This window comes from Lysobacter sp. 1R34A (genome assembly GCF_051217035.1).
Taxonomy (GTDB): Bacteria; Pseudomonadota; Gammaproteobacteria; order Xanthomonadales; family Xanthomonadaceae; genus Lysobacter.
In genome coordinates this window covers 42,096-54,680 of the sequence record NZ_JBPKJP010000014.1, presented here as the reverse complement: position 1 = coordinate 54,680, position 12,585 = coordinate 42,096, and the positions used below count along the sequence as shown (strand labels likewise).

At 69.1% G+C, this 12,585-nt stretch carries 10 protein-coding genes; 1 reads left to right on the top strand and 9 read right to left on the bottom strand.

Features of this window, described 5'->3' with window-relative positions; translation table 11 throughout:
• Positions 1–434: 434 nt before the first annotated feature.
• Both ACSAMQ_RS06465 and ACSAMQ_RS06460 read right to left on the bottom strand, forming a co-directional pair.
• A complete protein-coding gene (locus ACSAMQ_RS06465; protein ID WP_435394867.1) occupies positions 435–1,511 on the bottom strand; it encodes a CmpA/NrtA family ABC transporter substrate-binding protein in 1,077 nt (358 codons plus the stop codon).
• Positions 1,512–1,518: 7 nt separating this feature from the next.
• Positions 1,519–2,094: an ANTAR domain-containing response regulator gene (locus ACSAMQ_RS06460; RefSeq protein ID WP_223620158.1), complete on the bottom strand. Its 576-nt coding sequence runs from the start codon at positions 2,092–2,094 to the stop codon at positions 1,519–1,521.
• Between the two features lie 86 nt (positions 2,095–2,180).
• Between ACSAMQ_RS06460 and ACSAMQ_RS06455 the strand changes: the two genes are divergently transcribed.
• The gene (locus ACSAMQ_RS06455) at positions 2,181–3,161 is read left to right on the top strand and encodes an NAD(P)-dependent oxidoreductase (RefSeq protein WP_435394866.1); all 981 of its coding nucleotides are present in this window, start codon (positions 2,181–2,183) and stop codon (positions 3,159–3,161) included.
• 85 nt (positions 3,162–3,246) lie between these two features.
• Here ACSAMQ_RS06455 and recJ read toward each other — a convergent pair whose 3' ends face one another.
• The 7 genes from recJ to dapB form a co-directional block, all read right to left on the bottom strand.
• Positions 3,247–4,971: a single-stranded-DNA-specific exonuclease RecJ gene (gene recJ / locus ACSAMQ_RS06450; RefSeq protein WP_435394865.1), complete on the bottom strand. Its 1,725-nt coding sequence runs from the start codon at positions 4,969–4,971 to the stop codon at positions 3,247–3,249.
• An 8-nt stretch (positions 4,972–4,979) separates the two neighbouring features.
• Entirely contained in the window at positions 4,980–5,921 is a 942-nt protein-coding gene (locus ACSAMQ_RS06445; protein ID WP_435394864.1) for a phosphoglycerate mutase, read from the bottom strand.
• 43 nt (positions 5,922–5,964) lie between these two features.
• Positions 5,965–6,441 carry a transcription elongation factor GreA gene (gene greA / locus ACSAMQ_RS06440; RefSeq protein ID WP_435394863.1) on the bottom strand — a complete coding sequence of 159 codons (477 nt, stop codon included), beginning with the start codon at positions 6,439–6,441 and terminating at the stop codon, positions 5,965–5,967.
• 214 nt (positions 6,442–6,655) lie between these two features.
• Positions 6,656–9,907, bottom strand: a complete 3,252-nt coding sequence (carB, locus tag ACSAMQ_RS06435) for a carbamoyl-phosphate synthase large subunit (protein ID WP_435394862.1) — start codon at positions 9,905–9,907, stop codon at positions 6,656–6,658.
• 3 nt (positions 9,908–9,910) lie between these two features.
• On the bottom strand, positions 9,911–10,315 hold the full coding sequence (locus ACSAMQ_RS06430; protein WP_435394861.1) for a four helix bundle protein: 405 nt from the start codon (positions 10,313–10,315) through the stop codon (positions 9,911–9,913).
• Positions 10,312–11,466: a glutamine-hydrolyzing carbamoyl-phosphate synthase small subunit gene (gene carA / locus ACSAMQ_RS06425; RefSeq protein WP_435394860.1), complete on the bottom strand. Its 1,155-nt coding sequence runs from the start codon at positions 11,464–11,466 to the stop codon at positions 10,312–10,314. Before carA ends, ACSAMQ_RS06430 begins: the two co-directional genes overlap by 4 nt.
• A gap of 370 nt (positions 11,467–11,836) precedes the next feature.
• Positions 11,837–12,574 carry a 4-hydroxy-tetrahydrodipicolinate reductase gene (gene dapB, locus ACSAMQ_RS06420; RefSeq protein WP_435394859.1) on the bottom strand — a complete coding sequence of 246 codons (738 nt, stop codon included), beginning with the start codon at positions 12,572–12,574 and terminating at the stop codon, positions 11,837–11,839.
• Positions 12,575–12,585: the final 11 nt, after the last annotated feature.

Sequence of the window (12,585 nt, the reverse complement as noted above, 5' to 3'; positions counted from 1 at the left end):
GGCCTCGCCGTCTCTGCGCGTCCCGCGGTCGCGACTCACGCCGCTCCTACCGGGGATACACCCAAAGACGAAGCGAGATTGCTACATGACGGTCGCGGCTTGCGCCGCTCCTACCCTGCGAGAGCACGTCGCTTCGACCAATGACGGCGGCCTCGCCGTCTCTGCGCGTCCCGCGGTCGCGACTTACGCCGCTCCTACCGGGGATACACCCAAAGACGAAGCGAGATTGCTACATGAAGGTCGCGGCTTGCGCCGCTCCTACCCTGCCAGAGCACGTCGCTTCGACCAATGACGGCGGCCTCGCCGTCTCTGCGCGTCCCGCGGTCGCGACTTACGTCGCTCCTACAGGGGCACATCCGATGACGACGCAACGATCCGGACATGGCGTTCCCGGCTCACGCCCGCTCCCACAGGGAGGCGATTGCCACTCTTCGTCATTCCCACACCGTTCCATCGAACAGCAGACTGCGGCGGCTGTCGACAGCCGGCACCGCGACGTTCAATCGCTGCGCCGCCTCGCGATAGGTGTCCAGGCGATGGATATTGCCGAGCCGGATCGCGTCTTGGCCCGGCTGCGCCGGCGCCAGCCAGCCCCAGCGGCGGAACTGCTGCAGGAACCAGCGCCCATCGGACAGCCAGGGAAAATTGACCCGACCGTCATCGTGGAAACGCAGGCCGCCGTCGCGGGTGTCGATGGCGCCGCCCGGCAGCAAGCCGGCTTCGATCGAGGCCGCCGGCAGGTCGATCACTTCCGGCTGGGCCAGCCAGGCCACCGCCTCGCGCCGATGCTCGGCCTCGTCGAGCCAGCGGCAGGCGTCGAGCAGAGTCGCGGCCAAGGCCAGCGCGAGTTCCGGCTGCAGGGCGGCGAATTCGCGCCGGCACGCCAACACTTTCTCCGGATGCCCCGGCCATAGCCGCCCGCTGCGGATCGCCACCCGGCCGGCGCCGAGCGCTTCGGCCTGGCTCGCCCAGGGTTCGCCGGCGCAGTAGCCGTCGAGTTCGCCGGCGGCGAGCGCGGCCGGCATCTGCGGCGGCGGCAGGCTCAGGCTGCGGATGTCCTCGACCGGGTTCACTCCCTGCGCGGCGAGCCAGTAATACAGCCACATCGCGTGGGTGCCGGTCGGAAAGGTCTGGGCGAACACCGGCCGCCTCGGCAGCCCGGCCAACAGTTCGCGCAGCGGCCGGCCTTCGGCGAGGCCCTGCGCTAACGGCGGCGACAAGGTGATGGCCTGGCCGTTCTGGTTCAGGGTCAGCAGGATCGCCAGGTCCGCCTGCGGCCCGGCGATGCCGGCGTCGATGCCGTAGACCAACCCGGCCAGGGCATGCGCGGCGTCGAGTTCGCCGGACAGCAGCTTGTCGCGGACCGCCGCCCACGACGCCTGCCGCCGCAGCTCCAGGCGCAAACCGTGGCGGCGGTCCAGGCCCAACCGCACCGCCGCGATCAGCGGCGCGCAATCGATCAGCGGCATATAGCCCAGGGTCAAGGTCGGCAGTTCGCGGTCGATGGTCATGCGGCCCTCATCCGATCAGGTCGGCCATGGCGATGATCTGGCGCGCCACGTCGACCAGCTTGGCGCCCTGCCGCATCGCCTGCTGGCGCAGCGCGGCGTAGGCCTCGCTTTCGCTCATGCCGCGCTTTTCCATCAGCAGGCCCTTGGCGCGGTCGATCAGTTTGCGGTCGAGCAATTGCTGCTGGACGTCGTCGAGCCGGCGGCGGATATGCAATTGCTGCTCGAAGCGCGCCAGCGCCACCTGGATGATCGAGGCCAGCCGTTCCGGCGCCAGCCCGTCGACGACGTAGGCGGTGACGCCGGCGCCGACCGCGGCGCGGATCAACTGGTGGTCGCCGTCGGCGGAGAACATCACCACCGGCCGCGGCGCGTGCTGGTGCAGCATCGCCAATTGCTCCAGCGAATCGCGCGAGGGCGAATCGACATCGACGATCACCACGTCCGGCTGCTGGGTCTCCACCGCCCGCAACAGGGCGCCGGTGGCGGCCACTTCGTCCAGCACCTCGTGGCCGGCCGCGAGCAGCGCGTTGCGCAGCTGGCCGATCGGCTTGTCGGTGTCGGTGACCAAGAGGACGCGTAGCATTGCAGCCCTGGCTGGCGGAGTCCGACCCCATGTTGCCATGCAACATGAGCCGCCGCGAGCCACCCCCTCCGCCCCAGGAACCCCGCATGGCGCTGTTTCCCCTGTTCGCCAATCTGTCCGGCCGCGAGGTCCTGGTGATCGGCGGCGGCGAGGTCGCCACCCGCAAGATCGAGGCCTTGCTGCAGGCAGGGGCGCGGGTCGAGGTGCACGCTCATGCGCTCAACGAAACCCTGCGGCAATGGCTCGGCGAGGGCCGGCTGAGCCGGCGCGAGGGCGATTTCGACCCGGACTGGATCGACCAGGCCTGGCTGCTGGTCGCGGCGACCGACGACCACGCCTTCAACCAACGCCTCGCCGACGAGGCCGGCCGGCGCAAGCGCCTGGCCAATATCGTCGACGACGCCACCCTGTCGAGCTTCCAGATCCCGGCCCTGGTCGACCGCGCTCCGCTGCAGGTCGCGATTTCCTCCGGCGGCGCCGCACCGATGCTGGCCCGGCGCCTGCGCGAGCGGTTGGAGTCGCAGCTCGATCCCTCGCTCGGCGCACTCGCCGGCCTGTTCGAACGCCATCGCGACGCGATCCGCCGGGCGCTGCCGCACCTCGCGCAGCGGCGGCGCTGGTTCGACCAGGTGCTGGACGGCCCGGTGCCGGGCCTGCTCGAACGCGGCGAAAGCGCGCAGGCCGAGCAGGCGTTCCGGTCGGCTCTGGAGCACAGCGATGCGGTCGCGCGCAGCGGTGTGGCTTTGCTGGTCGGCACCGGCAGCGGCGACGTCGGGCAACTGACCTTGCGCGCGCTGCGCGCGCTCAACCAGGCCGATGTGCTGTTGTACGGCCCCGCGGTCGCGCCAGCGGTGCTGATGCTGGCGCGGCGCGATGCACCCCGCCGGCCGCTGCCGGGCGATGCGGATGCGCAATGGCGTTCGATACTCGATCGCCTCGAAGCCGGCGACTGCGTGGTCTGCCTGCAACCCGGCGATGCCTACCGCAGTGCGCCCGGCGATGCGTTGGCGCGACGGCTGGCCGACCAAGGCCTCGCGCATGAAGTGATCGCGGGGTTGGCCGGGTAGTACCCGAGCGCATGCGGTGCCTGGCGCGGTGACCGCAGAGGATCGGTGTCCCGCGCGGGCGGGCGGCGCCGGTTCGAGCCGCGTCTCAGAGCGACTCTCGGTAGACGACGTTGAGCTGGATCGCGTCCCCGCCGCGGTAGTCGTCCGGCTCCAGCTTGAAGGCCGCCAGGACGTGCTTCGGCGGAGGCACGCCGTCCCAGCCGTTGAAGTGGATGGCGTTCAGTGGCTCCGCCCTGCCCTCCAGGCGCAACACCAGCTTCAGGTGCTTTTCGCCGAGGACGCGGAAGCTGAGCACTTCGAAGGCCAGATCGAAGGTCGGCTCGGGAAAGCCCTGGCCCCAGGGACCGCCGTCGCGCAGCGATTCGGCATGCGCGCGGTCGAATTCGCCGATTTCGAGTCCGCCGTCGCTGAGCACGTCGGCCTGCAGCAGCTCCGGGGTCAGGATGCGGCGGGCGCAAGCCTCGAAGGCTTCGCGGAAGGCGTCGAACGCGTCCAGGCGCAGCGACAGGCCGGCGGCCATCGCATGCCCGCCGAAGCGTTCGATCAGGTCCGGGTGTTGCGCGGCGACGTCGGCCAGGGCGTCGCGGATATGGAAGCCGGGGATCGAACGCGCCGAACCGCGCAGGTGGTCGCTACCCGGCTCGGCCGGCGCGAACGCGATCACCGGCCGGTGCAGGCGCTCCTTCATTTTCGAGGCGACCAGCCCGACCACGCCGGGATGCCAATCGCCGTCGAACAGGCACAGCGCCATCGGCATCGCCGCGGCGTCGATGGCGACGCGGGCGAAGGCGAGTTCGGCCTCGTCGGTCATCTGTTGCTGCACCGCGCGGCGCTCGGCGTTGATCTCGTTGAGGGTGGAGGCGATGTCGCGCGCCTGTGCGGCGTTTTCGGTCAACAGGCATTCGATGCCGAGCGCCATGTCTTCGAGACGGCCGGCGGCGTTGAGGCGCGGCGCCAAGGCGTAGCCGATGTCGGACGCGGTGAGCCGGCGGTAATCGCGCTGCGAGACTTCGATCAGCGCGCGCAGGCCGGCGCAGCCCTGCCCGGCGCGCAAGCGGCGCAGGCCGGCGGCGACCAGGGCGCGGTTATTGGCGTCGAGCGGCACCAGGTCGGCGACCGTGCCGACCGCGACCAGGTCGAGCAGCACGCTGAGGTCGGGGCCATTGCCGTCGCCGAAAGCGCCGGCGTCGCGCAGGCGCCGGCGCAAGGCCAGCAACACGTAGAACATCACCCCGACGCCGGCCAGCATCTTGCTGGGGAAGGCATCGCCGGGTTGGTTCGGGTCCACGATCGCATCGGCCGCGGGCAAGTGTTCGCCGGGCAGATGGTGATCGGTGACCAACACCTGCCAGCCGCGCCCGCGCGCGGCGGCGATGCCGGCGTGGCAGGCGATGCCGTGGTCGACGGTGACGAGCAGATCGGGTTGCAGCGCGGCGAGTTCGTCGACCAAGGCCGGCGACAGGCCGTAGCCGTGGACGATGCGATTCGGCACCGCATGCGACACGCGTTGCGCGCCGAGCATGCGCAGGCCGCGCACGCCGACCGCGCAGGCGGTGGCGCCGTCGCAATCGAAATCGCCGACCACGACGATGTGGCGGCCCGCGGCGATGGCATCGGCGAGCAACCCGGTCGCCGCATCGAGGCCGAGCATGCCGTCCGGCGGCAGCAATTGGGTCAGCCGCGGTTGCGCCTGTTCGACGCAGGTCGCGCCGCGCGCGGCATAGACCCGGCGCAGCAACGGCGGAACCGCATCCGGCCACTGTCCGGTTTCGGCCGGTGCGCGGCGACGCAGGCGTGCGACGGGTTTCATCGTGGGGTTCAGTCCTGCAGCGAATGCAGCGGCTTGCGCCAGAAGCGCCAGCGCTGCGAGCGGCTCAGTTCGAAACGTTCGCCGTCGGCGAAGGCCAGGCTGACGCGATCGAGACTGCCGCCGTCGAGGGCGAGCCCGATCGGTTCGAACCAGTCGCGTTGCAAGGGGGTGACGTCGCGGGCGCCGCGCAGGTCGAACAGGCGCGCACCCTCGCCCGCGGTCCAGGCCGACGGCATGTCGCCGGCGACGATGCCGGCCTGCGCGCCGAACGCGGTCAGCGCTTCGTCGTCGCTGCGCACCTCGGAATACTCGCTGCGCACGTGATCGGGCAATACGCCGGCGCCCCAGAACCACAGCGAATTGATCGGCGCCAACCCGGCGGCGATGCGCTGGGCGTTGTGCGGATGGTTGTGCAGCAGCACTTGCGCCTCGCTGAGCAGGGCGCGCCAGCGGCGGCCTTCGGGGCCGTCGCCCTCGGCCCCGGGCAGGTGCTGGAACAGGTCTTCGCCGAGCGCCCGCTCGGGCGAGGCGAAACGCGGCATGCGCGCTTCGCGCGGCAGCGCCAGGTACCAGCGCGTGGGAGTCGGCGCATCGATCGGAAAACCGGCGTCGCCGAACAACGGCTTCAAGGCCGGCAGCAGCGCAGCGGCATCGCGCTCGGTCAAGGCCAATGCCTCTCCATAAGCCAACAGGCGCGCGCCGTTGATATCCGGGCGCACATAGGCCGGGTCGGCGCGCAGCCAGGCGCCGAGCATGGCGTCGCCGGCATCGCGTTGACGGGTCACCGCCGCGACCGGCCAGCCGCGCGGCAGGATGTCGAACACCCGCGCGGCCTGGTCGCCGGCCTCGACGCTTCGGTCGGAGCGCCCGAGCCGGCGCCCGAAGCTTTCGCTCAGGCGCTGGCCGCCGAACCGGGCCCGTTCGGGCAACAGCAAGGTGGCGCTGTTCATGTGCGGCGATTCCTGCACGGCGAACCCGGATGCGGAATCACGCTCAGCCTTCGTAGCTGACGGCGACGATCTCGTACTCGTGGGTGCCGCCCGGCGCTTCGATGACGACGCTGTCGCCTTCGTTCTTGCCGATCAGGGCGCGCGCGACCGGCGAGGAGATCGCGATCAGGCCGAGTTTGATGTCGGCTTCGAGGTCGCCGACGATCTGGTACTTGCGCTCTTCGTCGGTGTCGACGTTGGCCAACTCGACGGTGGCGCCGAACACGACCTTGGAGCCCGCGTTGAGCTGGCTGATGTCGATGACCTGGGCGTGCGACAGCTCGGCCTCGAGCTGCTTGATCCGGCCTTCGATGAAACCCTGCTGTTCGCGCGCGGCGTGGTACTCGGCGTTCTCCTTGAGGTCGCCGTGGGCGCGCGCTTCGGAAATCGCGTTGATGACCGCCGGCCGCTTGACCGACTTCAGTTCTTCCAGTTCGGCGCGCAGACGCTGCGCACCCTTCACCGTCATTGGTGCTCTCATTCCAGCTTCCTCATACCGGGCTGTGCCGGCCGATCGAGTTGATTGTCGACCCCATTGTGCCGGGAACAGAAGCGCTTGACACCCTTGTGACGGGGCGCCGGGTTCCGCAACGCGGCAACAGGGACAAGGCGTCTCCCGCTCCGCTCGCGCGGGCCGGAAGGCAGCGGGACCCGGCGACCGCCGGGCCCGCCTGCGGAGGGACCGCCGCGGCCGGTCAGGCCGTGGCGGAACCGATCTGCGCGTGCAGTTCCTGCAGGGACCAGACCGGGCCGGTGCCGCGGTAGTCCAGCGAGTTCACCAGCGCGCGCGCGCCCGACACCGTGGTCGAGTAGGTCACGCGCTGCTGCAGGGCCTCGCGGCGGATCGAGAACGAGTCCGAAATCGCCTGGCGGCCTTCGGTGGTGTTGATGATGTAGACGATCTCGCCGTTCTTGATCAGGTCGACGATGTGCGGACGGCCTTCGGTCACCTTGTTCACCACTTCGCAGGCCACGCCGTTCTCGCTCAGGAAGCTCTGGGTGCCGCTGGTCGCGACCAGGCGGTAGCCGCGGCGCACCAGTTCCTGCGCCACCGGCAGCACGCGCAGCTTGTCCGGGTCGCGCACCGAGATGAAGGCCTTGCCGACCGGCGGCGCCTTGATCCCGCCGGCTTCCTGCGCGCGCGCCATCGCCGCGCCGAAGTTCTTGCCGACGCCCATCACCTCGCCGGTCGAGCGCATCTCCGGCCCGAGGATCGGGTCGACCCCCTGGAACTTGGCGAACGGGAAGATCGCTTCCTTGACCGAATAGTAGTCGGGCACGATTTCTTCGAGCGCGCCCTGCGAGGCCAGGGTCTGGCCGACCATGCAGCGCGCGGCGATCTTCGCCAGCGCCATGCCGGTGGCCTTGGACACGAACGGCACCGTGCGCGAAGCGCGCGGGTTGACCTCGATCAGGAAGATCGTGTCGTTGCCTTCGGCATCGGTCTGGATCGCGAACTGGGTGTTCATCAGGCCGACCACCTTGAGCGCCTTGGCCAGGGCCACGACCTGCTGACGCAGGCGCTCCTGGGTCGCGGCCGACAGCGAGTACGGCGGCAGCGAGCACGACGAGTCGCCCGAGTGCACGCCGGCTTCCTCGATGTGTTCCATCACCCCGCCGATCAGCACGTGGCCTTCGCGGTCGGCGATGATATCGACGTCGACCTCGACCGCATTGTCGAGGAAGCGGTCGAGCAGCACCGGCGAATCGTTCGACACCTTGACCGCGTCGCGGATGTAACGGGTCAGGTCGGCGTCGGAATAGACGATTTCCATGGCGCGGCCGCCGAGCACGTAGCTCGGGCGCACCACCATCGGGTAACCGATCTGGCCGGCCAGCAGCAGCGCCTCATCCGGGTTGCGCGCGGTGCGGTTGATCGGCTGGGCCAGGCCCAGCTCCTGCACCAGTTGCTGGAAGCGTTCGCGGTCCTCGGCCAGGTCGATGCTGTCCGGGGTGGTGCCGATGATCGGCACGCCGTTGGCCTCGAGCGCGCGCGCGAGCTTGAGCGGGGTCTGGCCGCCGTACTGCACGATCACGCCCTTGGGCTTTTCGAGGTCGGCGATCTCGAGCACGTCCTCCAGGGTCAGCGGCTCGAAGTAGAGGCGGTCGGAGGTGTCGTAGTCGGTCGAGACCGTCTCCGGGTTGCAGTTGACCATGATGGTTTCGTAGCCGTCCTCGCGCAGGGCGAGCGCGGCGTGCACGCAGCAGTAGTCGAACTCGATGCCCTGGCCGATACGGTTCGGGCCGCCGCCGAGCACGATGATCTTGTCGCGGTTGCTCGGCGCGGCCTCGCACTCGTCCTCGTAGGTCGAGTACATGTAGGCGGTGCTGGTGGCGAACTCGGCGGCGCAGGAGTCGACCCGCTTGTACACCGGGCGCACGCCGATGGCGCGGCGCAGGGTGCGCACCGCGGTCTCGTCGGTGCCGGTCAGCTGGGCGATTCGCGCATCCGAGAAGCCCATGCGCTTGATCGCGCGCATCCGGTTCTTGTCGAGCGCGCCGAGGCCGCCATCGGCGATCTCGCGCTCGCTGGCGATCAGCTCTTCGATCTGGTCGAGGAACCAGGGGTCGACGAACGACAGCGCGTGCACGTCCTCGACGCTCATGCCGGCGCGGAACGCGTCGCCGATGTGGAACATGCGCTCCGGGCCCGGCTCCTTCAGTTCGCGGCGCAGCTTGGTCAGGTCGGCTTCGCTGCTCAGGTCCAGGCCGGTCGGGTCGAGGCCGACCTTGCCGGTTTCCAGGCCGCGCAGGGCCTTGTGCAGCGATTCCTGGAAGGTGCGGCCCATCGCCATGACTTCGCCGACCGACTTCATCTGGGTGGTCAGGCGGGCGTCGGCCTGCGGGAACTTCTCGAAGGCGAAGCGCGGGATCTTGGTGACGACGTAGTCGATGCTCGGCTCGAACGAGGCCGGAGTGGCGCCGCCGGTAATCTCGTTGCGCAACTCGTCGAGGGTGTAGCCGATGGCGAGCTTGGCGGCGATCTTGGCGATCGGGAAGCCGGTGGCCTTGGAGGCCAGCGCCGAGGAGCGCGACACGCGCGGGTTCATTTCGATGACCACGACGCGTCCGTCGTGCGCGTTGATGCCGAACTGGACGTTGGAACCGCCGGTGTCGACGCCGATCTTGCGCAGCACCGCGATCGAGGCATCGCGCAGGCGCTGGTATTCCTTGTCGGTCAGGGTCTGCGCCGGCGCGACCGTGATCGAGTCGCCGGTGTGCACGCCCATCGCGTCGAAGTTCTCGATCGAGCACACGATGATGCAGTTGTCCGCGGTGTCGCGGACCACTTCCATCTCGAATTCCTTCCAGCCCAGCACCGACTCTTCGACCAGGATCTCGTGCACCGGCGAGAGTTCCAGGCCGCGCTTGGCGATCTCCTCGAACTCTTCCTTGTTGTAGGCGATGCCGCCGCCGGTGCCGCCGAGGGTGAAGCTCGGGCGGATGATGGTCGGGTAGCCGACGCGGGTCTGGATGTCGACGGCCTGCTCGAAGGTGCGCGCGACTTCGGCCTTCGGGCATTCCAGGCCGATCTCGCTCATCGCGATGCGGAACAGCTCGCGGTCTTCGGCCATGCGGATGGCGTCGCGTTTGGCGCCGATCAGCTCGACGTCGTACTTCTCCAGCACGCCGTTGTCGGCCAGGTCGAGCGCGCAGTTCAGCGCGGTCTGGCCGCCCATGGTCGGCAGCAGCGCGTCGGGCTTTTCCTTGGCGATGATCTTCTCGACCGTCTGCCAGTTGATCGGCTCGATGTACACGGCGTCGGCCATGTTCGGGTCGGTCATGATCGTGGCCGGATTCGAATTCACCAGCACGACGCGATAGCCCTCGTCGCGCAGCGCCTTGCACGCCTGCGCGCCGGAGTAGTCGAATTCGCAGGCCTGTCCGATCACGATCGGGCCGGCGCCGATGATCAGGACGGTTTTGATGTCGGTACGCTTGGGCATGTTTTAACTCCGGGACTCGGGGCTCGGGACTTGGGACTCGGTCTCAAGCCTGCGAACAAGGGACTGATGAAGGCGTTGCAGCATCTGCCCCACCCGCTCACATTCTTCGATAGCGTTCGTGCGTGTCGTCTCGTCGCCGAGCGTCAGCTCGCCGGACAAGATCAACTGTGTTTGCAGCTCGGCAGAGGAACCCAGCGCCATCGACACGAATCGCGCGTAGTCCCGGGTGCTGTGCCGGGCATTGCCCTCGGCGATGTTCGATGGAATCGATACAGCCGAACGCTGTAGCTGGGAACTCAAGCCATATCGCTCGTCGCGAGGAAAGCCGGCGGTCAGTTGATAGACCTGCTTGGCCAGCGACATCGCCAGACGCCAGACTTCCAATTCGCGGAAGTGCGAAATGCTCATCCGGCTCCTTTCGAGTCCCGAGTCCCGAGTCCCGAGTCCCGCATCGAATTAACGAAGCGGTCGAACAAGGGCGACACATCGTGCGGACCCGGACTGGCTTCCGGGTGACCCTGGAAGCTGAAGGCCGGCGCGTCGGTCAGGGCGATGCCCTGGTTGCTGCCGTCGAACAGCGAGCGATGGGTCACGCGCACATTGGCCGGCAGACTGGATTCGTCGACCGCGAAACCGTGGTTCTGCGAGGTGATCATCACCCGGCCGCCGTCGAGGTCCTGGACCGGGTGGTTGGCGCCGTGGTGGCCGAACTTCATCTTCAGGGTCTTCGCGCCCGAGGCCAGGCCGAGCAGTTGGTGGCCGAGGCAGATGCCGAAGGTCGGCACCTTCCTGGCGATGAATTCCTTGATCGCGGCGATCGCGTAGTCGCAGGGCTCCGGGTCGCCGGGGCCGTTGGACAGGAACACGCCGTCGGGATTGAGCGCCAGCACCTCGGCGGCCGGGGTCTGCGCCGGCACCACGGTGACGCGGCAACCGCGCTCGGCGAGCATGCGCAGGATGTTGAGCTTGACGCCGAAGTCGTAGGCCACGACATGGAAGCGCGACTCGACCTTGACGAAGGCGTTGCGGTCCAGGTCGAGCTGGCCGTCGGTCCACTCGTAGCGTTCGCGCGTGCAGACTTCCTTGGCCAGGTCCATGCCCTTGAGGCCGGGGAACTTGCGCGCGGCTTCGAGCGCCTTGGCCGCATCGATCTCACCGGCCATCAGCGCGCCGTTCTGGGCGCCGGTATCGCGCAACAAGCGGGTCAGCTTGCGCGTATCGATGTCGGAGATGGCGACCACGCCGCGATCGCTGAGCCACTGCGGCAACGCGACCTGGCTGCGCCAGTTGCTCGGGCGACGCGGTACGTCGCGCACGATCAGGCCCGAGGCCCAGACCCGGCGCGCTTCGTCGTCCTGGTCGGTGCAGCCGGTGTTGCCCACGTGCGGATAGGTCAGGGTGACCAACTGGCGGGCATACGAGGGATCGGTGAGGATTTCCTGGTAGCCGGTGATCGCGGTATTGAATACGACTTCGCCGACGCTGAGGCCGGGCGCGCCTACGGAAACGCCCTCGAACACGGTTCCGTCTTCGAGTGCGAGGATTGCGGGTTGGGTCACGGGGGTCGCCTTGGCTGCCGAAGGATCTGATCCCGTGCGCGACATCGGCAAAACCGACTTGCAGCAAAGCGCGGACGCGGTGCGGGACCGGTCCGGCGTTCGGGATTCAGGCGAGCCGGAATTCTAGCGGCGATGGGCTCCGGAAGCCAGCTAAAATTTGTCCGGATCGCGGCGGCCCGGCCCGTTCAGGCTACGGCGGCGCGGCACATTCCGCGCGGATTTGTCGTAGTTCCACGCCGTCTACGCGCCGGCAACGCCTGAACGAAAGCTGGGCGCCCTGCCCGGCCGGCCCGGACACGCCCTTTTTCGACCCGGCGAGCCGTCCCGGAACTCCGTGCTGCCGCGTTCGGGGCGCCGGGTCAAAAGGCGTTCAGAGGTTCGGAAACATCAGCTCGGCCAGTCCGTAGCGCCCCGGCGCCTGGTGGGCGACCCGCAGCGCGGCCTCGAGCGCGCCGCGGGCGAAGATGTCGCGATTGGTGGCGCGATGGATCAGCTCCAGGCGCTCGCCCGCCGCGGCGAACTGCACGGTGTGCTCGCCGACGATGTCGCCGGCGCGCAGGCTGGCGTAATGCGGCTCCTCGCCGCGGCCGATCGCCGCGGCCGCGCCCAGGTGCAAGGCGGTGCCCGAGGGCGCGTCGAGCTTGCGGGTGTGGTGGGCCTCGATCACGTCGCAGTCCCAGCCCGGCAAAGCCGCGGCGGCGCGCCGGACCAGTTCGGTCAGCACCGCCACGCCAAGGCTGTAGTTGGCCGCCCAGACCACGGCGATGCCGTTGGCGGCGTCGTTGATCGCGGCGTTCTGCGCCGAACTGAGCCCGGTGGTGCCGGACACCAGCGCCTTGCCGCGCGCCGCGCACAGCGCCAGCACCGGGTCGAAGCCCTGCGGCAGGCTGAAATCGATGGCGACGTCGAACTCCGGCGCCCCCGACAGCTCGGCGACGGCGAAATGCGGCACTCCGTCGATGACCCGCTGGGCCGGCTGCGAACGCGAGTACGCCGCGACCACGTTCAAGTCCGCGCGCTCGGCGGCCAGACGCAACAGGGCCCGGCCCATGCGCCCGGAAGCGCCGTGGATCAGGAGACGGACGGGGGTCTTGGTGGGTTCGCTCATGCGCGCAGGCT